This window comes from Acinetobacter sp. JADD-222, assembly GCF_049310645.1.
The window spans coordinates 178873-200123 of the sequence record NZ_JBMOWI010000003.1 but is presented as its reverse complement, the minus strand read 5'-3'; the positions used below and the strand labels follow the sequence as shown (position 1 = coordinate 200123).

Annotated in this window: 18 protein-coding genes; 11 read left to right on the top strand and 7 right to left on the bottom strand. The window is 41.7% G+C overall.

Annotated features, from left to right (window positions below; genetic code table 11):
• Positions 1 to 248: 248 nt before the first annotated feature.
• From ACO6UW_RS04690 to ACO6UW_RS04680, 3 genes are all read right to left on the bottom strand, one after another.
• Positions 249 to 1595: an OprD family outer membrane porin gene (locus ACO6UW_RS04690; RefSeq protein ID WP_057062613.1), complete on the bottom strand. Its 1347-nt coding sequence runs from the start codon at positions 1593 to 1595 to the stop codon at positions 249 to 251.
• 76 nt (positions 1596 to 1671) lie between these two features.
• Positions 1672 to 3057 (bottom strand): MFS transporter, encoded by a 1386-nt coding sequence (locus ACO6UW_RS04685; RefSeq protein ID WP_057062614.1) that lies wholly within the window; start codon positions 3055 to 3057, stop codon positions 1672 to 1674.
• A 172-nt stretch (positions 3058 to 3229) separates the two neighbouring features.
• On the bottom strand, positions 3230 to 4174 hold the full coding sequence (locus ACO6UW_RS04680; RefSeq protein ID WP_000050874.1) for a dihydrodipicolinate synthase family protein: 945 nt from the start codon (positions 4172 to 4174) through the stop codon (positions 3230 to 3232).
• Positions 4175 to 4361: 187 nt separating this feature from the next.
• On the opposite strand from ACO6UW_RS04680, the gene ACO6UW_RS04675 reads away from it, so the two are divergent.
• The 9 genes from ACO6UW_RS04675 to ACO6UW_RS04635 all read left to right on the top strand — a co-directional run bounded on the left by ACO6UW_RS04675 (position 4362) and on the right by ACO6UW_RS04635 (position 14831).
• Complete coding sequence (locus ACO6UW_RS04675) at positions 4362 to 5252, top strand: LysR family transcriptional regulator (protein WP_045126465.1); 891 nt, start codon at positions 4362 to 4364, stop codon at positions 5250 to 5252.
• Between the two features lie 136 nt (positions 5253 to 5388).
• Complete coding sequence (locus ACO6UW_RS04670) at positions 5389 to 5910, top strand: sigma-70 family RNA polymerase sigma factor (protein WP_081037654.1); 522 nt, start codon at positions 5389 to 5391, stop codon at positions 5908 to 5910.
• A complete protein-coding gene (locus tag ACO6UW_RS04665) occupies positions 5911 to 6927 on the top strand; it encodes a FecR family protein (RefSeq protein ID WP_057077338.1) in 1017 nt (338 codons plus the stop codon).
• A 145-nt stretch (positions 6928 to 7072) separates the two neighbouring features.
• Entirely contained in the window at positions 7073 to 10246 is a 3174-nt protein-coding gene (locus tag ACO6UW_RS04660) for a TonB-dependent receptor domain-containing protein (protein WP_057062656.1), read from the top strand.
• A 191-nt stretch (positions 10247 to 10437) separates the two neighbouring features.
• On the top strand, positions 10438 to 11229 hold the full coding sequence (locus tag ACO6UW_RS04655) for a Slam-dependent surface lipoprotein (RefSeq protein ID WP_057062617.1): 792 nt from the start codon (positions 10438 to 10440) through the stop codon (positions 11227 to 11229).
• A 79-nt stretch (positions 11230 to 11308) separates the two neighbouring features.
• Complete coding sequence (locus tag ACO6UW_RS04650) at positions 11309 to 12799, top strand: porin family protein (protein WP_057062618.1); 1491 nt, start codon at positions 11309 to 11311, stop codon at positions 12797 to 12799.
• A gap of 10 nt (positions 12800 to 12809) precedes the next feature.
• Entirely contained in the window at positions 12810 to 13730 is a 921-nt protein-coding gene (locus tag ACO6UW_RS04645; protein ID WP_057062619.1) for an energy transducer TonB, read from the top strand.
• 32 nt (positions 13731 to 13762) lie between these two features.
• Positions 13763 to 14362 (top strand): biliverdin-producing heme oxygenase, encoded by a 600-nt coding sequence (locus ACO6UW_RS04640; protein WP_081037646.1) that lies wholly within the window; start codon positions 13763 to 13765, stop codon positions 14360 to 14362.
• Positions 14363 to 14390: 28 nt separating this feature from the next.
• The gene (locus tag ACO6UW_RS04635) at positions 14391 to 14831 is read left to right on the top strand and encodes a YbaN family protein (protein ID WP_057062621.1); all 441 of its coding nucleotides are present in this window, start codon (positions 14391 to 14393) and stop codon (positions 14829 to 14831) included.
• 2 nt (positions 14832 to 14833) lie between these two features.
• Here ACO6UW_RS04635 and ACO6UW_RS04630 read toward each other — a convergent pair whose 3' ends face one another.
• Positions 14834 to 15109, bottom strand: coding sequence for a hypothetical protein (locus tag ACO6UW_RS04630; RefSeq protein ID WP_057062622.1), 276 nt, complete (start codon positions 15107 to 15109; stop codon positions 14834 to 14836).
• Positions 15110 to 15430: 321 nt separating this feature from the next.
• Between ACO6UW_RS04630 and ACO6UW_RS04625 the strand changes: the two genes are divergently transcribed.
• Both ACO6UW_RS04625 and ACO6UW_RS04620 read left to right on the top strand, forming a co-directional pair.
• Positions 15431 to 16138, top strand: a complete 708-nt coding sequence (locus tag ACO6UW_RS04625) for a YoaK family protein (RefSeq protein WP_057062623.1) — start codon at positions 15431 to 15433, stop codon at positions 16136 to 16138.
• A 149-nt stretch (positions 16139 to 16287) separates the two neighbouring features.
• Positions 16288 to 18201: an esterase/lipase family protein gene (locus ACO6UW_RS04620; RefSeq protein ID WP_057062624.1), complete on the top strand. Its 1914-nt coding sequence runs from the start codon at positions 16288 to 16290 to the stop codon at positions 18199 to 18201.
• A gap of 54 nt (positions 18202 to 18255) precedes the next feature.
• On the opposite strand, the gene ACO6UW_RS04615 is transcribed toward ACO6UW_RS04620, so the two are convergent.
• The 3 genes from ACO6UW_RS04615 to ACO6UW_RS04605 all read right to left on the bottom strand — a co-directional run bounded on the left by ACO6UW_RS04615 (position 18256) and on the right by ACO6UW_RS04605 (position 21163).
• Entirely contained in the window at positions 18256 to 19590 is a 1335-nt protein-coding gene (locus ACO6UW_RS04615) for a basic amino acid/polyamine antiporter (RefSeq protein ID WP_057062625.1), read from the bottom strand.
• Between the two features lie 5 nt (positions 19591 to 19595).
• Complete coding sequence (locus ACO6UW_RS04610; protein WP_068976520.1) at positions 19596 to 20474, bottom strand: homocysteine S-methyltransferase family protein; 879 nt, start codon at positions 20472 to 20474, stop codon at positions 19596 to 19598.
• A 218-nt stretch (positions 20475 to 20692) separates the two neighbouring features.
• Entirely contained in the window at positions 20693 to 21163 is a 471-nt protein-coding gene (locus tag ACO6UW_RS04605; RefSeq protein WP_057062627.1) for a hypothetical protein, read from the bottom strand.
• Positions 21164 to 21251 lie beyond the last annotated feature (88 nt).

Here is a 21251-nt window from a genome sequence, read left to right as displayed (position 1 = left end):
CGCAAGGGTCTAACGACTTATAGTGGAACTATAACCCGCCATGGATCTACGGTCTGCTAAAACCGACTGGCAATGTAGGCCAGCGGGACCATAATAATCATAAGTTTTTAACAGGTCAATTCAATTTAAATAAAATATTATAAAAATTTTAAATATAAATTTATATTTTAATTAAACTCAAAAGTTAATATATTTAAAGCCGTAAATTAATAAATATAATAAAGCTAAACTAAACGTTTAGCCTGTTCTTAAAATGTATAACGGTAATTAATAAATACACGGTGCTGGTCCCAATTTTTTCGAGACATGCCATTTATTTTTTCACCTAGGTTTGTATTTTCAAACTTTGACTCATAATGCAAAAATGAATAACGCACATCTAAGTTTTTCACCCACGGCAAGGCATAACTTAATGTTAAGTCAAAGTAACGCTCTTTGCCTTCAATATCACTGCTGATGTTACTTTGGTGAGCGCCAAAGCCATAAATATACTTCGCTTCGGTTTTTAAACCTTTCACATAGTCTTTCCAGTTATATTTCAAGCGAAGGGCAACAGCGGTTTCATCGTTATTGGTAAAGTCTGGGCCAATGGTCGAAGAGGTCGGAAACGGGTTAGTGCCGTGGTCTTGCGTCAGAACCGAGTTGCGGTGGGAGTGCACGGCAAAGTTATCTTCAATCCAAAAACCATCAAACTTTGAAACGGCAATGCCACCTTCGAGGTTATTTTTGGCCACATTTACATCGACAAAATAACCATTGCCACGGTTGTTAATGTCTTGGCCTTTGACACAGTCCAGCTCGGTTTCGGCACCGCATTTAAAAAGCTTACCATCATCACGCGAGAAAAAAGCACCTGTGTTGAATGTCCATACAAGGCCATGCAAGGGCAACTTATATTGAGCAATCACCCCATACTTTTTTAAATAATCTTTGCTGTTTAAATATTCGGCATTCACGCTCCAGTTTTTGTACTGATACTTGGCACCGAGTAAACCGACATAATCAATGCGCTCGTCATTTTCAGTGACCAGTTTTTCAAAAGAGTCCATGGTGCGCGGTTTCCAGCGGTTATAGTAAGCCATGTAAGTTTGTAGCTGATCATTGAGTTGAAACTGACCACTCGCACCCGAAAAAGTATCGGGCACCGCGCGGTTATTAGTGCTTTTAAGTAACAGTGAATCGTGCAACTGGCGGCCTAACTTAATTTCGCCTTTATCGCCGAGTTTTGCTTTGATATAGAGCTGACCTAAAGTCGCAAAGTTTTGGTCGAGCTTGCCGTTATTTTCGACTTCTAAAAGCTGAGGGCTCGGTTTGCCAGAGTCAAATAACTTGGTGACTGCATAGAGTGAGCCATCTACTCCAAGCCAGTCCCAAAAGTAAGGTGACTGATAATTTAACTCAAGCCCTAAAGCACTTTGTTCATATTTAGTCGACGAAGGTGAAGGGTTGGCAAGCGTGGGGTGGGCAGTGCCTTCATCATTCCAGTAACGGGTGTTGAGTTTTAATTCTAACTTGCCAAATTCTTGAGGAAGCTCTGCATAAGCGTTGCTTACACTGCCTAAACCAATACAGCCCCATAGCAAATATTTATTCATTTTAAATTCCTTTTTTAAGCATGAATAAGCCCTTTGCCTAACGCTGGGTTAGGCAAGCTTTGATGAAATGGATGAATTAAGGAGAAAGTTTTTCGAGCACTTGGCCTTTGGTTTCAATGGCAAACAAGAAGGTTACAAGCCCACCAATGAGCGCCACAACGGCAAGCACACTAAACACATATTGAATGCCATAGCCACCAACCACGAGGCCGACCATAACAGGTCCAATCGCAGAGCCAGCACGTAACCAAGCGGTACTAAAACCAATGCCCATCGCACGTAGGCGAGTTGGGTAAAGTTCTGCAGCGTAAAGGTATAAAGAGAATGAAATGGTCTGCAAAATGGCATAGCTCAGCGTTGCTAAAATCACAACTTGCATGGCCGATTTTGCGCCTAAAACCGAGAGGCTCATGAGTGGAATAATCGCCAAGAAAAACGCTGCACTGTACCAAGGACGGCGACCGACTTTATCAATCATTAACGCACAGATAATAGAGGCAATCACACCCACGCCCGAAGTAATCCAGCCATAACCTAAACTGGTTTGCAGTGACAGGCCAAAGTGTTGTTTGTAAAGAGATGGCAGCCAAGTCACCATGGCATTGTTCACCATATACACACAAAACCACATGCCCCACAGGGTAAAGGTACGTTTGCGGTAGATGCCACGGAACAGCTCGCGCCAGTCGGTTTTTGCCATGCCTTGCGGGTTAATTTCTTTAACCACAGGTTCAGCCAAAGTTTTACCGCTTTTAATGGCACCATCTTCAAAGCTTTTGACGACTTTATCGGCTTCTTTAAAACGGCCTTTTGAAGCAAGCCAGCGTGGTGACTCAGGTAAGAAAAACCGTAAAGGAATGACCAGTAAAGAGGGAACGAGGCCCACAATAAACATGACTTTCCAGCCGTAAATTGGCATCAGGAAAAATGCTGCCATGCCTGCAAACATAAGACCAAGTGGAAATAAAACTTCATAGAGCAAGAAAAACTTACCACGCTTTTCTGCACCAATAAACTCATTAATATAGGCACTCGCAACAGGCACTTCGCCACCTGTTCCCACACCTTGTAAGAAACGGAAAATTAACAGCGACATTCCGCTCCACGCAAACAAACAAGAAATGTCCATTGCCACAAACAGTAAAATGGTAAAAGACAGCACTTTTAAACGACCGACTTTTTCGGCAAGTGAACCAAAAAAGATCGCTCCGACCAGTTGCCCGACATAGCCCGCAGCAATGATCGCACCGACGTAGGCAGGCGTCAGGTGCCATTCGGTAATGAGTTGGGGTAAAGCAAAGGCAATCGCAAGAACAGTATAAGCGTCAAAAAAGGTCGCGATCCCGATGGTAATTCGCATAAATTGCAATCGTCCGGTGACGGGGAGTCGTTCGAGTCTTGCAATAATTTCCGCATTTTTTTGATGATGACTAATTTGTTCTACATCCGCTAGATTTGTCATCTTATATCTCCTTATCACTACATTCCTCGTAGTTTTGTTGTTCTATTTCGCACTACCTGTTCACCACAGTTTGCATGCTTTTTATTATTGTTTTTAAGAGACATGCCCGATGTTTGGCCTCAGGCAGCGTACAGGAAAAAAAGGCTAGCGTATATGCTAGCCCGAATGGAATTTAAGCAACGGCTTGGGTTAAATCGACCTTGCCAATTCCGGCTTGACGCATCGCATCATGAATTTCTTGCTCTGCACCATCAGCCAGTGGAAGCAGAGGCGAACGCACAGTGGCATGGTCCAAAATTCCGCGAGCAACCAGTGCATGTTTAAGCGCGACCGTGCCTTCCATGTGTGAACCGCGGTGATAAACATTGCGAGTCACTGGTAATAATTGGTCGTGAATCGCACGTGCTTTAGCGTAATCTTTGGCTTTACCGGCCTTAATCATTTCAATTAACAGTTCAGGGGCAATGTTGCCATAGCCAACCAATGCGCCGTCTACATCAAACATGGTGTGAAGCAAATATTCATCGTGGCACGTCAACACCTGTAAGTCTGGGCGTTCACGGCGAATAATCGGAATTTCGACATCCCAACGGCGCATGTTACGCACACCATTTTTCATGGCAAACACACCTGGCTGTGCAGAAATATCGAGTAGGGTTTCTAGGTCGTAAGTGGCCTTCGTTGCATCTGGATATTGGAATAAAATAGATGGCAAACCACTTTCTTCATAAATCGCTTTATAGCGGTCTTGTGGTGCGCCTTTTTGATAGCCAAAACGCAACCAGCCATGTGAAGGGTAAATCAAACCTGCCGAAGCACCCGCACTCACTGCACGTTTTGCTTCTTCTGCTGCAACCGAAGTACCTTCGAGTGTAATCCCTGCGATAACCGGAATTTTGTCATCTACCGATTTAACAAAGCTTTCGATGACCTGCATTTGTTCTTTTTGCGACAAGAATGTTCCTTCACCTGCATGCCCAAGAACAACCAAGCCTTTCACACCATCAATACTGCCTAACCATGAACCTAAACGTTGAATTGCATCATGGTCTACTTGTCCGTCACGGGTAAAAGGAGTCACAGGTGCTGGGGTTAATCCACGTAAATCTAAACTCATAATCGTACTTCCTATACAGTGTAATTAAATATTCTCTGGTTCTTAATCTGACTTAAATCGTGTTGTAGAGAACATGATTGGAGTATAGAAATAGGTGAGCTATGTAGGAATTACCAATTCTTGAATTTCAGTTATACTGAAAATGTATGGCTCAAAATGCTGCCTATTTACGATTTAGGAAGAATCGATGAATTATGAATTATGGAAAATATTTTTAGACGCGGTGGAACTTGGTAGCTTAAGCAAAGTCGCCATGCTGCATAACACCAACCAACCGCAAATTAGTCGGCAAATGAACGAGCTTGAGGCGCAATGTGGCGGTCGTTTGTTTAACCGAACCGGACGCGGCGTCGAACTCACCGATTTAGGCCAGCATTTACTTCCTAAAATTCGTTCATGGCTGAACGTAACCGATCAGCTCAATAATGAAATTTTGCACTCGACCGATACTCCGATTGGTACGGTTCGTATTGCCAGTTTGCCGTCTACTGCACATCCGTTGTTATCGACTCTCTATAAAGTCCTTCAAGAGAAATATCCCTTAATTAAACTGTCGGTGCGTGAAGGGCAAGGCGTGCATTTAGAAAAATGGCTTGAAGATGGCAGCGTCGATTTAGCCATACTCTACCGATTTAACCCGACACCTAAACAAGGCGATGTTTACCTTACTGAAGCCGATACTTATTTAATCGGCTGTGAAGGAGATATGCTCACTCAGGCCAATGAAGTCGACTTTAAAGCAGTAAGTGAGTTACCTCTGGTTACCTTTTGTAGGCCAAGTAACTGGCGCAATTTTTTAGACCACATGGCCTATGAAAATGGGGTAGAACTAAACATTGTGTTTGAAGCCGATTCGATTAGTTTACAAACCCATTTGGTTTCCGAATCTCGTATGTATACCATGCTGGGGCCGCAAGCGTTAAAGAAGGCCAGCCAATACACCTCAATTCAAGCCGCAAAAATTATTAACCCTGCGCTAAAGCGTTATATTTCTTTGTCTATCTCTAAGCATGGCTATTTAACACCTGCGTGTAAGGCGGTGATGGAAGAAATTAGGAATTTGGCTGATTTGCTTTAAGAAAAGTGCAGCAAAGCAAGCGGGCAATTAATTCAATTTATTAAACAGTGATTTAAGTTTTACTTGAATTATTGCTTGACTTGTTTAAATGATAATTATTATCATTTGTAAGTTCCTTGTTTTGAGTCCAATTGCTGTGAACAAAACTTCTTTGCTTGTAGATCAGTTATATAGAAGTCACCAAAGCTGGCTTCACCAATGGTTGAGACAAAAATTAGGTAATACTGATCAGGCCGCAGATCTGGTTCAGGACACATTTATTAAACTGCTACAAACGCGAGACGAGCTATTTGGCATTAAGGAACCGCGTGCCTATTTAACGTCGATTGCTAAAAACCTACTCATTGACCAAGTGCGCCGTAAACGCATTGAACAAGCCTATTTAGATGGCTTGAGTCAAATGGAATATATGCTTGATGCGGTGGCTTCACCCGAAGACCAAATGCAAATTATTCAAGCAATTAACCAGCTTTGCAAAGCACTCGAAGGGGTTTCTGATAAAGCACAGCAAGCTTTTATTTTGCATTACCTCGAAGGCTATACCCATAAAGAAATTGCCAAGCGTTTAAGTGTGTCGACCAAAATGATTCAAAAATATTTGGCGTGCTGTTTAATTCAGTGCTACCAAAACCGACAAGACATGGACGCTTACATTTAAATGGCCATGGATAAAAGCAAACATCACCAACTGGTTGAAGAAGCCGCGCATTGGATTGTTCAACTGAGTTCGGATGATGAAAGCTCACGAAAAACCGCCAATCAAAAATTTGAAGAGTGGAAAAAAACCAGTGAGCAACACCGCCAAGTGGCTGCCGATATTGAACAGTGCATTGGTTCAATTCAAAAACTTTCCCAAACCAGCGGACATAAAAAAGTCACTAAAGTTGCCCTTAAAGCTGGCCTAAGCTCAGGCAAAGCCTATAAACATTTACGGGCAGGAACAGCTTTTGCCGTTGTGTTTGTTGCCATGAGTGGGGCGTTATTTTATTTAATTGATACGACAGTGGCCTATGTCACAGCCGATATTCAAGGACAATCGGGGCAGTGGACCACGCAAACCTTACCAGACGGCTCACGTTTAATTTTACGTGGTAAAAGTGCAGTTAATCTTGATTTTAAAACCGACCAGCGAGTGCTTGAGCTGGTGCAAGGTCAAATTTATGTAGATGTTGCCAAAGATAAGACTAGACCGTTTTTGGTCAAAACCAGTCATGGGAAAATTCAGGCACTCGGCACAGCTTTTAGCGTCAGTTATGACCCTTCGGCAACTGAACTTAACATGTTGCACTCAAAGGTAAAAGTAGAAGCCACGCAAGTTAAAACCACCCAATTACATGCGACTCGTCAGGCCATTGTTGAAGCAGGGCAAGCCATTAAAATGGACAAAAATGGCGTCCAAAAACTGCCTGCACTAAATGTGTATAACGAACAACAAAAATGGCAAAAGCATCAACTTATGGTGGAAAACCTACCGTTGAATCAAGTGCTACAAGAGTTAGACCGCAACTACAAAGGCAAAATTATTTTTAATGATGCGGCGCTGCAACATGTGCGGGTCAATGCGGTATTGCCTTTAGACCAAACCACAGAATCACTTAAGTTGTTGGCTACGGTTTTTCCAGATCTGAAAATTAAGCAAATCACGCCGTTTGTGGTTATGGTTTCTTTAAAATAATAAAAAATTAAATTTATTTTAAATTTTAGGTTCCACTTTTTTGAAAGTCGTTCGTCATAGTAAATAGTAAGTAGAAGCAATAAATATGGATCATTTTAATTTGTTGTGCTGAATGATTCTTATTACGATTTACTGGGGCGGGCAAATGAAAAAAGCGGGAACGGGGCAAAAGCGGAATCGATCGATTTTTCGATTCTCGACACTGGCGTTTGCCATACATGCTGTGTCGATGGGGGGGCTTGTTGTGCTTCCTATGCAGCAGGCCTATGCAGAAACAGCCGGAGTTAAAAGCTATAACATTCCCGCCGGCCGTCTTGCTAACGTACTCAATCAGTTTGTCGAACAATCGGGTACTTCAATTGCAATGGATGCCCAGCAACTCCAAGGGTTACACAGCCTAGGCTTAAAAGGTAATTTTGCTGTCGAGCAAGGTTTTGAGCAGCTTTTAAAAGCAACCGAATTTAATGCTGTAAAAGTTGGGCAGGGCTACACACTCACCAAAAAATCTTTGCCGCGAGTCACTCCCGCTAAGGTTCAGGCCGCTAGTCTGCCGCCAAGTAGTGCCGTAATTGAAGAAGATGCGTCGGTACGACTCACGCCAATTGTGGTGTATGGCAAAGAAGACCGTGACACCGAAGGCTATAACAAAGTTTATGATGCAAACCGCTCTTCGGTCTATGCGGGCAAAGACTATGTCGAGCGCTTTAAAGGAACCAACCCAGCCGATGTTTTACAAGGCATGGTGGGAGTCTATAGTGGCGATGCCCGCAACAGTGGGGCACTCGACCCAAGTGTACGTGGTGTGCAGGGTGTTGGTCGTGTGCCTTTAACCATTGATGGCACCGAGCAGTCGATCGCGGTGTGGCGTGGCTACAACGGGGTAAACAACCGAAACTATATCGACCCCAATCTGATTGCGGGCATTGAAGTCATTAAAGGCCCGTCTTTAGAGCGCAATACCACAACTTCTGTAGGTGGTGGTGTAGTCGTTAAAACGCTAGAGGCCGATGACATTGTTCGTCCGGGTAAGTCTTTTGGTGCCGAGTTAAAAGTAGAAGGCTCAACCAACTCAATCGATCCATCTTTGCCGGACATGAGTAAAGTGGGTCAAAACTACGATGATACAATGCCTTGGATCGACATGAATGGGTCAAAATATGACCCCGATATTTATAAAAAGAACCGTACCAGAAGTGATAACTCTCATTTTTCGGGCGATGATTTAGCGGGCCGACTGGCAATTGCCACCAAGCAAGACAAATTCGATTTACTGGCAGTTTATGCAGTACGTGAGCGCGGCAATTATTTTTCTGGCACACATGGCGCGGGCTACTATAAACGAGCGACGCCAGACAGCAGCCTCGATTTTATTCCTTACTTTGCCTATGCCTATCAGCCGGGCGATGAAGTTCCCAACACTTCAAGTCATATGGAGTCGTGGTTGTTAAAAGGGACCTATCGCCCAACAGATGATCAGACCCTTAAACTGACTTACCGAGATACCAAAAATATTTTTGGTGAAATTATGCCGTCCCGTATTGTTTGGGGCATTACGCCTGACTTGGGTGTTCCGCAGTGGCCTTTAAGCAATATTCACTCTAAAGCTTATAGCCTCGAATATAAGTTTAAGCCTGAAAGTAATCGCTGGATTGATTTCTACGCCAACATTTGGCAAACCGATACCGAAAGCCAGACCTACACACGTGGTGGGTGGCCAACCACAATCGATTTTAGAGATAACACCATTATTAATACGGCAATAAGCCATTCTGATAATACGCGTAAAGGCATTACGGTCAGTAATAAAACCCGTTTATTAGACCAGCTTGATTTGACACTCGGTGGAAGTTTCTTAAAAGAAAAACTAACGTCTGACGATATATATGGCGAATTTGGCCCAAGTTATTCGCTCTATCAAGCATTGCCACGGGCAGGGCGCCGTGAGGAAAAAACGTTCGACTTTAATTTTAATTATCGACCCCTGTCTTGGTTAAGTTTTGATGCGGGCATGCGTTATCGTTCATATTGGGCTGTTGATGACTTTTTAAATAAGTCTTTGCAGAGCGAGATTGACCCGAGTTTAAATCCGCTATTTACCAAAAAAAGTAGGCTTAAAGAATATACCTTTGAATATCAGACCATGCCTGAGAGTTACACCTCGACTCAGCAGCGTTTAATCAATGTTTTAAAACAGCGCTATGCCACAAAAAATCCTGAGTGGGATGGGCAGCTCGACACTGTACCTGCATCAGAGAGCACGTTGTATAACATGATCTGGTCACAGAAAAATACGCTGAGCTGGAAAGCAGATGCGAATGGGCAATTGTCGCTTGCTGATAATCCTTTAAATCAGCTCAATGCCTCTGGACAAAAGTACGTCGTAACTGGTGGGAACTTTATGTCGGTGGTAGACCAAGTTCCGGTTGAGTCTGCCGACAAAGTTAAAGATAGCGGCTGGGCACCGCAATTAGGCGCCTCAATTCACCTCACGCCAAACAGCAGAATCTATGCACGCTATGCAGAGGAATATCGCTTACCAAGTTTGTTTGAAAGCACTGTCGGTTTTTCTGCCATGTTGCCATATCAAGCAATCAAACCTGAACACGCTTTTAACTACGAACTGGGTTATGTCTATGACATGCGTGACTGGTTTAGCACAGCACGCAATGCCGACATTAAGCTCGCCTATTACTACAACAAAACCAAAAATGTGATTGAGCGTGATCAAAACCTTATTTTTACCAATATGGATGAGCAAAAGCTGTCAGGTTTAGAGTTACAAAGCCGTTTTGATAATGGCGGTTTCTTCACAGACTTGAGCGTGGCCTATAACTTAAAAAATGAAGTGTGTGACACCAATAGTGCTATTAACAAAATGATTTTAGGCGGTACGGTTCAAACCGAGCAGGGCCTTGAGTTCCGCGAACCGTATCAGCGCTGCGTCGATGACGGTTTCCCAAATGGCTACTTGGTAACAATGGCCACTCCTGAACTGAGTTTCCACGGTTTGCTTGGCGCACGCTTTTTTGATGAAAAGTTAGAGCTCGGTGCACGTGCAACATTCTATAAAGCTTATGAAAGCCCATTACGTAAAAACAATGATGCTAGTGTCAATAAAGGCTATTACCTCAATGTGCCTTTGGCTTGGGATGACACGTGGATTTTTGATGCCTATGCGCGTTATCAGGTCGATAACTACAACACGGTTGAGTTTGTCGGCAGTAATCTTTCTAACCAGTTTTATATCGATCCTTTAACTCGTAGTGCCATGGCTGCACCCGGCCGAACGATGAAAATTAGTTGGACCACTAAATTTTAAACAGAATTTGATTCCCTCTACACATACATAAAAGGGGAGTCAGGTAACGGTAAATAATAAGATTGAATGATTATTATTTACAAAAAAACGAGTAGGTTTGCAGCTGGGCCTACTCAATAAACTAAAAAATAGAGAAATCGTTATTTTAAATTAAACAATAACTTAGTTTTAAAAAGATGGAGTAACACCAAATGAAAATCTCTCAATTGTTCTTGGGTCTCGTTGCTTGTTCAACTGCATTTGCTTATGCAGGAATTGATGGTATTTCGAGTAATGAAAGTAATATCAAAATCGGTGCTGCTGCCAATGCAAGCCATCCGGGTGGTGTTGCAGCGGTGTCGGTTCAAGCTGCGGGTGCACCATATAACGCTTTTACAGGTTTTAGTTCGTTAAAAGGTTTGGCTCAGGCTTTTGCTGCTCAGGGAACAAGTAACACCAATGTAACGGTTGGCAGCAAAACCTTTAATATTTCGCATATTCCAGTGTCTGCAATGCCACCTTCACACAGTGCATTAGGTAATTTTAACTTTGGTCAGGTGGGCACACAGGAAGTCTATTTTGGTGAATGGTGGAAAGCGGGCGACACGCCGGCAAGCGCGAGCCATACCGTTTACTATGCGGGTGATAACACCAATACCACTGTTCCAACCGCGGGTACTGCAACCTATACCGTTGCAGGAATTAACGGCTCTGCAAGCAATCTGTTAAGTGGTACGTTCACGGCAAATTATGGTGCGGGTACACTTGAAGGAACGCTTACAGGAACTGGTACGGTTGTTTCATCATTAAGCCTAGATGGTGTGGCATTTAACCCAGGTACTGCTGCGTTTGCAGGTTTGGCAACGGCTAATGGTACAGCTGGTGTCGACAACTCTGGTGTGGTGCAGGGTCAATTCTTCGGTGCAAATGCTTCGGCTTTAGCGGGTATTGCCCAGTTTGATAACGTGTCTTACAACACTGCATTTGGCGGTGCTAAAAATTAATGAATGCAAAAGGAATCTACATATGTAGGTTCCTTTTGTTTTTTGGGCTTTTGCTTGGTTGCTTCAGGTTTATTGTTTTATGAAACGAACGCTTTTGTGCTGTCTGACATTGTTGAGTTGTCCATTTTTATATGCCGACGAAGACACACAGCTTCGTCTCAATCAAAGCTTGGACCAAACACTTTTACAAGAACAGCGCCAGTTTCACGAGCAGGGAACCATTCGTAGTACCGAGCAATTACCTAAACTTCAAATTAATGGACAAGAATACAGTGTTGAGCAAAATCCGAATGATCTTGCCAAGGCATTATATCTGGCAGTCATGCAAAAACAGTGGCTCAAAGCCACGGTTTATTTAGAACATTATAAGAAATATGTTGGCTACGATCGGGCTTTAACCGACTTTGCCGAAGGGGCAGTTGCACGTTCTCAGGGTCAACTGAAATTGGCTGAACAAAAATTTCAAAGCAGCCTAAAACAACAACCTCATAATTTAATTTGTGAACTTGAGTTAGCGCGCGTGCTGTTTGAACAACAGAAGAATAAGGAAGCAGCACGCCTTTTTATTTCCATTCAAGACCAACTGAAACAAAGTGACCCTGCGGTAATTCCGTCTGGAGTTTTAACAACAGTAAATACTTTTGTTCAGGCACTAAAAAAACGAGACTCTTGGCAAGGCTCGGTTTCAGCGGGTTACACCTATGTCAGTAATTTAAATAGTTCATCTGAACAAAGCAAAACATGGACGCTTTATGGCAAAGATAGTAAGGGTAATATTATCCCAATTGAGCAAGTTACCCGTGGGACCCCTAAAGCTGAGTCGGCAACAGGTTTAGATTACGAAGCCAGTCTGATTAAACGCTATGCGATTAAGGGGCATCATGGCGTGGCTTTACGTGCGCTGGCGTTTGGACAGTCCTATAACGACCACGCGGCATTTAATGAATCTACCATCAACATTAATGCAGGCTACAGCTACTTTGACTTAAAAAATCAAATTGGGGTGAGTCCTCTATTTGAACATAAACGTTATGGCAATGATGGTCTTTACAATGCCTGGGGTGCGCGTGCTGAGTGGATGCATTTTATCTCTGCAGATAAAGCTTTCAAGCTTGAGGCTGAGAGTAAAGATTTAAATTATCAGAAATATAAAACCCTAGATGGGGTAGAAAGCTCAGCGTTTGCTACTTTCTGGAAAATTTTTCCAGACCAGTGGACTTTTTTTGGTGGTCTAGATGTGCTCGACCATTCGACCCAAGAAAAATACATGGCTGCCTACCAACAGCAAGGTGTGCGATTGGGCTTAAGCAAATCTTGGAGTACAGGATTTAATACCACTTTGCTGAGTTCTTATCGTTGGCGCCTGTTTGATAAATACGCAGAAACTTTCTTAGCTCGTCGTCATGATTTTGAACAAAACTATACCCTTGTTGTGCAAATGCCGCGCTTTGAGTTTTATGGCATGACGCCTAATTTAACCTATCGCTATAACCATAATAAAAGCAATGTCGATTGGCTGTATTCCTACGATAAACACAACATTAGTCTCAAGCTTGAGCATCGTTTTTAGGGAATAAGCCATGAAATCAAAATCTTTATTCCCTACACATAAGCCGATGGTTATGTTGCCTTTACCACAAGGGCCAAAGCATTTTTATAAGTGCTTAACCGTAGTCGTGGTGATTGGTCTGCATGTGTTTGTTGTCTGGATGCTGAGTCATTTAATTGAACCTTATAATTTTAAAGCAACACCCAAAGTAGATGCCTTAAAAGTAAGTTTTGTGTCATTGGCGCCCGCTAAAAAGCCATCGGCTGAAAAGACTGAAAGCCAACCTAAAAACAGTGTAACGCCTCAATCTACTTTAAACAGTTCGGTATCTCATACGCCCGATCAGCCAAAAAACTCGCCTACAAATGTTCAAACATTAGCGTCAAAAACTGCTTCTAAAGAGGCCGTGCAAAATAATTTAAATGACAAACAGCAAGTACAATCAAAAACGACTTTAAATAATTCAACTTCACTCCAACCAGCGCAGCGTACAGAAAGGCTGGTGACTCATACCGATAAAAAACTGAGTTCGACAGACTTTGAACAAACGCAAACTGAGCAGTTGCCACAAAACACTAATAACGAAACTAAAAGTGGCGGCGTCAAAACACCCGCAATGCAGCAAGAATATTCCAAAGCCCCTAGCACTCAAGTTGAACACGATGACGTTGTTCAGGTGAGTAGCGTGGATGTGCTGAGTTTTGGCGGGCTTGATTACGATGACCGTGAGTTAAAACAACAAAATCGTTTGGTTGAGCTTCGGATTCGCATTAATGAAAAAGGGCAGCCAATCAACATTCAATTACGTCAAAGTTCGGGCATTCAAAGCCTTGATGAACGGGTCATAAAAGCTGCACGTAAATCTAGATTTAAACCCCACAAAATTAACGGTCGAGCCGTGACTATTATTGTGGATTTTCCAGTCCAACTCAAACTCAATCGGGGCCGTTAACCGATGAGTAATATCCATTTTGCAGGAGAAAGATGATGAATTCATCTACAGAACAAATCATTAGCAACAGTTTGTCTTTACGTTTGAAACAAGAAACTGCTGCTGAACACGAACGTATGCATCAATTAATGTCAGAGGCAAAGGTGTTTTCAAGTAAAGAAAAATACGCGCAATTTACTTTGTCTCAATATTACTTTCAGCGCGAAATTGAACATCTTTTTGAAAAAGAGGGTGTGGCAGGACTGGTTCCAGACCTCGACATTCGTGGCCGCTCAAAACAAGCACTTGCCGATTTAAATGATTTGGGTATTCAACCTAACGAACAGCAGTTACAGAGTGAAAACGTACAGCTACCCGAAGCTTTAGGCTGGATTTATGTGTCCGAAGGTTCAACCTTAGGAGCTGCATTTTTATTTAAAGAAGCTCAAAAGCATTTGGGTTTTTCTGAAACGTTTGCAGCACGTAATTTAGCGGCCTATCCCGAAGGGCGCGCTAAAGTCTGGAAACGTTTTGTACAAGCACTGGATGAAGCAGGCTTTGACCAAACCCAGCAAGACCGAGTCGTTCAAGGAGCTTTAGATGCCTTTGGATATTTTGGTCAAGCGCTTGATCAGCTTGATGAATTGAAGTAGTAAAAAGTGGATAAAGGGAATACCCGATATGGATAAACTTAATCAAGTAAATGTCATGGTAAAACATGAGCAGTCGTTAGCACCCGCTCAACCAGTCAGTAAGCTTGCCCGTTCTATGTGGGCACGCTGGGTGTTTATTGGTTTGGCTTGGTTGTGTATTGCGCTTGGCATATTGGGTATTTTTATTCCCGGTTTACCCACCGTCGACTTTATAATTTTGGCGGTTTTCTTTGCTGCTCGTGGTTCTGAAAAACTTCATCAGAGGTTTCGAAATCATCCCTATATCGGCCCACTCATTCGCGAGTGGCAAGAACATCGGCGTATTCCCAAAAAGGCAAAATACATCTCGACCTTAAGTATGAGTCTGGCCGCGGGACTGATGATTTGGGCCATTCCACATCCGTGGTTTGTCTATCCGGCAATTTTATGTATGGCTGGGGTATTGGCATGGATGTGGCTTAAAAAATAAAATTATGACTGGCATTTTTGCATGGTACGCATCATGGATTTTACAAAATCACGCGGTATTTCAGGACTTTGTAAACTTAAACTTCCAAGTTTATGCATGAGCTTAGGGGAGTACTGGCGTTCTAAACGATGATAAATGCATGTACAGCTTGCACGGCTATGACCAGCCGCAATACATTTCAAATAGAAATCACGATGAGGACTGTTTTTTTGACCCGCGAAGGCAACAGTTACAAATAATAATCCCCCTAAAAAAACTGAAAAATTATAAAGTGACATATATCTACTCGTGATTGTTGTTATTGATTATCCATATTTTGGCATAACTTTTTCAGGTCCAAAACCAGTTGATGTCAACTAGCGGCTTCATCATAGTTAGAACAGTTTTGGAGGTCAAATTGATTTAAGGAGGAGAACAGTTTAGTGTTTTAAAAATAGTCAATTTTGATTGTTGCCATTTAAAAGACAGTGTTACGACATTACGCACCCTATTTTTTTACATGATTTTTTGCTTTCATAAACGCTTTAGTATTATTCAATTTTAAATCATTTATATACAACTTGCTTACTTTAAAGTTTTAATTTAACAGGATATTTTTTATGACAGATACCCCAATTAAAAAAGACACAGAAAGTACCTGGGCAATATGTCGAGATCCTGTTTTACTCACTATGGTGGGTGGGGCAATTGATACTATTGGCTTTATTGCATTGTTTGGCTTTTTCACCGCGCATGTGACGGGAAACTTAGTGTTGGCAGGGGCAGCATGGGTTAAAGGTGGCTCGGGTTTATGGATTAAGCTCGCAGCAATCCCACTATTTATTTTGACTGTTGTCATTACCAAACTGTTGATTGACCGCAGTCAGATCAAGCACAAAACGCTGTCTTATTTATTTTTATTTGAAGCTATTTTTCTATGTGCCTTTATGGTGGCAGGGCTTTACTTCGAACCATTTAAAGATCCGGATGCATTAACAGTTGCAGTAACGGGTGGGCTAGGTTTAATTGCTTTGGCTATTCGTAATACTTCAAGCAAAACCCTTATTAAAAATATTAGCCCAAGCACCATGATGACAGGTAACACTACCCAGCTCGGAATTGATATTGCCAACTTACTTAAAAACAATAACGCAGCCAATCGGGCAAGTTTTCTAAAAAGTGCCAGTATTGTAATTGGTTTTGTGATTGGTGCTTTCTTGGGAGCGATCCTCTATGTCTATTTTGATTTCTGGAGTGTAGCGCCGTTTATCTTACCAATTTTGTATTTCTCTTATTTAGCTTCACAGCAAAAGTTCAACCAAGCTTGATTTTAAAAAATAACAAAAAAGCCTGAATTAAAATGAGTTCAGGCTTTTTTTTGAAATAAAGGAAGACGGAAGCGGAGTCGAAATTGTTCGTTCACTGCTTTACAGGCATAATGACCAGATGGGGAATACATTCGATTAAGGAAGGCAGAATGACAAAGTCTTACCATTATTCAATCATAACAATAATGGCTTTGCTCAGTGGCTGTCAGGTCATTCATTTAAAAGAAAGTAATTTAAGCAATGCTTTAAAAAGTAAGAATGAAAGTATTCTGACCGACGGCACCTTAAGTCATCAAACCCAAAACTTACTGTATTTGGTCAAAGAAGATGAAAAAACTTGCCTACAAAATTTTGGTGATTGTTTAAATAAGGTTCAGAGCCTGTCCGAAAATAGCAGCCGAGAAGAACGCTATGCTGCGCTGAGTGAAATTTACTTGGCAAAAGCTTTAGATGTCGGACGTAGTAGCCAGTGTCATGTTATTAATAAAAGTAACAGTTGCGTTGAGCAAGAGTTAGCGCTGTTCGATAAAAGCTTACGCTATAGTTATGTCTATTTATTTGACTCTGAAGAGTCGCCTTTCGATCGGGTGTTTGACCATCGCCAAAATCAGGTACGTATTTTTTATAACGTCGCCTTGTCAAAGCTCATGACCACGTATTTTAATCATTTAAATACGCTTCATTTCCCACCTTTACTGAAAGCAGATGGGCATGAGTACCACGTTAACTTTGATCATGCTGTAGATGTACAGCATATTGAAGTCGATACCTTTCGCTCTAGCTATAACATGAACTTTTCTGGTTTTAATACCGTTAACCGTAAGGATGGTTTGGGGGCAGAGTTTATAGTTGGGCGTAAAGAAAATGATGTAAATCACGGCTTCATTTTAGACCCCGATAATTTTTATACTCACCAAGCCAACCCTAATATTCATTTACCACGCTTCTTTCCTGCTACTGCGATTGCATACCCAAAACAAAAAGCCACAGCCGATCAGGTCATTGCTGGGGCAGAGTTAGAAATTTCAATGTTCGATCCATATCGACAAGACCGTGTAAAAATCGAAGGTGTGGATTATCCACTGACTGCAAACTATTCGGCTCCTTATGGGCTTTGGTTGTCGAAATATAATTTAGGTGCGGCAGGTTATTGGTCTTTAATTAATAAAGAAGCCAATTTAATCATGCCGCATTTATATATGCTGGAACCTTTTAACCCAAATAAGAAAATTATTGTGTTTGTTCATGGTTTAGCAAGTAGCCCAGAGGCATGGGTGAGCCTAACCAATGACATTATGGGCGATGCTGAATTAAGGAAAAACTATCAGGTTTGGCAGGTGTTTTATTCAACCAATATGCCGATTTTTGAAAGTCGTTTTCAGATTTATTCATTGTTGAATCAGGCTTTTCAAAACATTGCGAAAGACAGTTATGCAGCACACGATGCAGTGTTGGTCGGGCATAGTATGGGCGGCGTGATTAGCCGTTTACTGGTGAGTAATGCCGATGTTTCAGAGCAAGCCATACAAAAAATGAATGAAGCGCAGTTAAATCGTTTAAAAGAAAATCCGATCATTCGTGAGCGTTTTCAGTTCAAGGCTTTGCCATATTTTAATCGAGTTGTTTTTGTTTCGGCACCGCATCATGGTACAGACTACGCTGATCGATGGTTTACCCAAATTGCCCGTCGTATTATTCGTTTACCGGCTGACTTTTTTATTGCGGTCGAAATGAGAGATGAGAAAAATACCAAACTCAGAAAAGGCTTAATTGAAAATGGGGCGAGTAATTTAAGTCGCTCTTCTAACTTTATGCAGTTGACTCAAGCCATTCAACCATCGCCCCAAGTGGTCTATCACTCGATTATGGGCAATATTAACGGGACAACAGATAAGTTAAAAAGCAGTGATGGGATTGTGCCTTATCAAAGTTCACACTTAGGTGGGGAGCAGTCAGAGCTGATTATTAAAGGTGGCCATTCAATTCAAAATAGCCCAGAAGCAATTTTAGAATTACGCCGTATTTTACGGTTGCATTTAAAGCAGTCACAGCCTTCAAAATAGAAATTTTTGTTTTAGAAAACCACTGCTGAAATGACTCAACAGTGGTTGAAATGATTAATTAAGCTGATTTTGTTTGAGCGATTTTTTATGCTCAAAATAGCTGATGGAAAAAATAACCAAGCCGACCAAATACAACACTACAGACAGAAGTAATAAATCTAATCCTGCTGCATAGAGCAACCAAAGTGCATAAATGGAAGCGACACTTGCAATGGCAATATGCAGCGTGCGTTTATGGCGAATGGATTCCTTAAGATAAAAAGCCGACACCAGAAAATAAGGCAGTAAAATCATCACCGATGAAATTAATAAAAGCTGGGTGTAATTTTTATTGAAAAAATACACCGCAATCAATGCACCTTGCACGACAATGGTGGTCAGCCAAAGTGATGAAATGGGTACATTATTTTGATTATTCTTTAAAAATAATTTCGGGAATGCACCATTTTTTGCAGCTAGATATGGAATTTCGGTCGCAAATAACGTCCAGCTTAAATAAGACGATGAAACTGAAATAATCAAGCCGATAGTAATAATGATGGTACCCGGTAGACCGATGAGTTGCTGCAAAATGGTCGCCATAGATGGGTTATGCATACCAGCAAGCGCTTCACGGCTCACCACACCATAAGCTAATACTGTGACCATGACGTAAAAACTTAATGCCAGCAACACACCTAAAATGGTCGCTTTGCCAATGTCATGACGGTTTTTTGCACGTGATGATAAAACCACCGCACCTTCAATACCGGTAAATACCCAAAGGGTAATGAGCATCAGGTCTTTGACTTGCTGCCAAAGGGGAACTTTTAAAGAGAAGTCATTTAAGTTGAGTTTGAACAAATCAAACTTAAAGGCAATAAAAGTAAAGAAGATAAAGACCACCATTGGAATAATTTTGGCAATGGTTGCCAGTAAATTCACAATCGCAGCTTCCTTAATACCTCGGCTTACTAACCAGTGCACCAGCCATACAAAAATGCTTGATCCAATCAGTGAGTAAAGTGTATTACCTTCACCAAAAATAACGTGGTCTTTGCTGTCGGTAAACATGCCAACGCCTGAAAAGGCAATCACTACATAACCGACAATACCAATGGTAGTACACAACCAGTAACCCCACGCCGAGCAAAACCCGATCAGGTCTCCAAAGCCTTCGCGTGCATAGTTATAAATACCGCCATCTAGATCTGGTCGTTGACGGGTTAAATGCAACAATGAGAGAGCCAAGAAAATAATGCCGACTCCGGTAATGAGCCATGCAACAAGAAGGGCAGAGCCGTTGGCAACTTGAGCCATATTTTGGGGGAGGCTAAATACGCCTGACCCCACCATAGAACTAAATACCAGCGCTGTAAGAGACAATAATCCGATTTTGGCAGCAGACATGGTATTTATTCTTTAAAAAATTGAGAAAGTTCAGCAATGTGTTCTGGTCCAATACCACAGCAACCGCCCACTAAACTTGCACCTGCTTGCTGCCATTGTTTGGCAAAAGCAAGATAAGCAGGAGCATCTAGGTCTTTACGAATTTCATCAAGGCCATCGTTAGCAGTAGCGCTTTCATCTTGCGGTGGGAAAGCGTTGGCATAAGCACCAATTTGCACAGACTCAGGAATAAGTCCTTTAATTTCGTTAATCGCTTGCAAGATCACTTCAGGTTGGCAGCAGTTAAACAATACTGCTTTGGCATTTGACTGCTTTATAAAGTCAGCCACTTGTTGCATATTTTCGCCAGAACGAAGTAAAGCTTGTTCTTGTTTAATCTCATCTTGTAGCGTAAATGACACCCAATAGTCCTTACCATCTTGTGGCAATAATGCATGGACTGTTTCAACTTCTTTTAAGCATGATTGAGTTTCAGCGAGCCAGAAATCTACCTCTGGTGCCAATGTGTTAATAATTTGCTCAGCAAGGTTTTTAGCCTGTTCCGGTTGGAACAAGTCGGCGCGGTAAGAACCAAATAACGGTGGTAAACAGCCTGCTATTTTGACATTTTTGCCGCTTTCTTTAACTGCATTTTTTGCTTGTTCAATCGCAACTTTAATTAAACGCACGCCGTCAGTTTCAAAACGTTCTTGACCAATATGAAATGGCACAACCGCATAGTTATTGGTTGTAATGACTTCTGCACCAGCGTTGATAAAGTCGAGGTGGACTTCTTTTACTGTTTCAGGTGCTTCAATGAGTGCAAGCGCAGACCACTCTGGTTGACGAAACGGAGCGCCACGACGGGCCAATTCACGGCCTAAACCGCCATCTAAAATCTTCATAAATTACAACATAAAGGGAGAAAAAATATTTGAGTTAATCTAGCGTGTAGATGGATTGTGTTCAATCGCGAATATGCTCGATATATTTCTAAATAAATTAGATTGTTATGAATATTTTTTCTTAAGAGGATTTCTGTAGACGATGTTCAGTTTTACTGATGAACTTTATGTGAAAAAGGTTACGTATTTATTTAAAAATATTGACTAAGAAATAGTGCTTAAAGCGCGCCAAATTGCTGCCAACTTTCACCAGTATGCTGCGTTTTATAATACGCTTTAAGTTGTTCAAGTTGCATAAAATGTATGCCTGACCAAATCAATAAACTAATGAATAATAAAACCTTAGATAAGCTGCGAACTTTTTCTAGGTGAGCAAAAGCTAACAGTACAAAAAATAAGGCAGGTAAAAATATAAAGAATTGAACAGGGGAGAAAAATAAATGAGCAGTACTGAAATATAACGCCGCTGCACTGATGAGCAGATTTAAAACAGAACATAGCTTTTGATATTTACCGAGCTTAAATGCATACGCGGTGATGGCAAGTAGTACGGCTGAGCTGATGTAAATTGCTGTACCACCAATCATCCATATATAAAAACCGCTTACCAAAAGATAAGCCAGCAGCAAAACAAGCACGAGCTTAAAACCAAATGATAAGAGGTGAGAAGATGAGTTTAAATGGGTCATAGCGAATCTAAATATCTCAGCTGAGGTCTTAAAAAACAAAAGGACGAATCGAAATTCATCCTTTTGGAATTTTATTTATACATCGTCA

Excerpts from the sequence above, each read along its gene's own strand:
- ACO6UW_RS04610 (WP_068976520.1), bottom strand. The coding sequence starts at position 20,474 with ATGAAGATTTTAGATGGCGGTTTAGGCCGTGAATTGGCCCGTCGTGGC.
- ACO6UW_RS04660 (WP_057062656.1), top strand. The coding sequence starts at position 7,073 with ATGAAAAAAGCGGGAACGGGGCAAAAGCGGAATCGATCGATTTTTCGA.
- ACO6UW_RS04645 (WP_057062619.1), top strand. The coding sequence starts at position 12,810 with ATGAAATCAAAATCTTTATTCCCTACACATAAGCCGATGGTTATGTTG.
- ACO6UW_RS04685 (WP_057062614.1), bottom strand. The coding sequence starts at position 3,057 with ATGACAAATCTAGCGGATGTAGAACAAATTAGTCATCATCAAAAAAAT.
- ACO6UW_RS04630 (WP_057062622.1), bottom strand. The coding sequence starts at position 15,109 with ATGTCACTTTATAATTTTTCAGTTTTTTTAGGGGGATTATTATTTGTA.
- ACO6UW_RS04690 (WP_057062613.1), bottom strand. The coding sequence starts at position 1,595 with ATGAATAAATATTTGCTATGGGGCTGTATTGGTTTAGGCAGTGTAAGC.
- ACO6UW_RS04605 (WP_057062627.1), bottom strand. The coding sequence starts at position 21,163 with ATGACCCATTTAAACTCATCTTCTCACCTCTTATCATTTGGTTTTAAG.
- ACO6UW_RS04620 (WP_057062624.1), top strand. The coding sequence starts at position 16,288 with ATGACAAAGTCTTACCATTATTCAATCATAACAATAATGGCTTTGCTC.
- ACO6UW_RS04640 (WP_081037646.1), top strand. The coding sequence starts at position 13,763 with ATGATGAATTCATCTACAGAACAAATCATTAGCAACAGTTTGTCTTTA.
- ACO6UW_RS04635 (WP_057062621.1), top strand. The coding sequence starts at position 14,391 with ATGGATAAACTTAATCAAGTAAATGTCATGGTAAAACATGAGCAGTCG.
- ACO6UW_RS04625 (WP_057062623.1), top strand. The coding sequence starts at position 15,431 with ATGACAGATACCCCAATTAAAAAAGACACAGAAAGTACCTGGGCAATA.
- ACO6UW_RS04675 (WP_045126465.1), top strand. The coding sequence starts at position 4,362 with ATGAATTATGAATTATGGAAAATATTTTTAGACGCGGTGGAACTTGGT.
- ACO6UW_RS04680 (WP_000050874.1), bottom strand. The coding sequence starts at position 4,174 with ATGAGTTTAGATTTACGTGGATTAACCCCAGCACCTGTGACTCCTTTT.
- ACO6UW_RS04650 (WP_057062618.1), top strand. The coding sequence starts at position 11,309 with ATGAAACGAACGCTTTTGTGCTGTCTGACATTGTTGAGTTGTCCATTT.
- ACO6UW_RS04665 (WP_057077338.1), top strand. The coding sequence starts at position 5,911 with ATGGCCATGGATAAAAGCAAACATCACCAACTGGTTGAAGAAGCCGCG.
- ACO6UW_RS04655 (WP_057062617.1), top strand. The coding sequence starts at position 10,438 with ATGAAAATCTCTCAATTGTTCTTGGGTCTCGTTGCTTGTTCAACTGCA.
- ACO6UW_RS04615 (WP_057062625.1), bottom strand. The coding sequence starts at position 19,590 with ATGTCTGCTGCCAAAATCGGATTATTGTCTCTTACAGCGCTGGTATTT.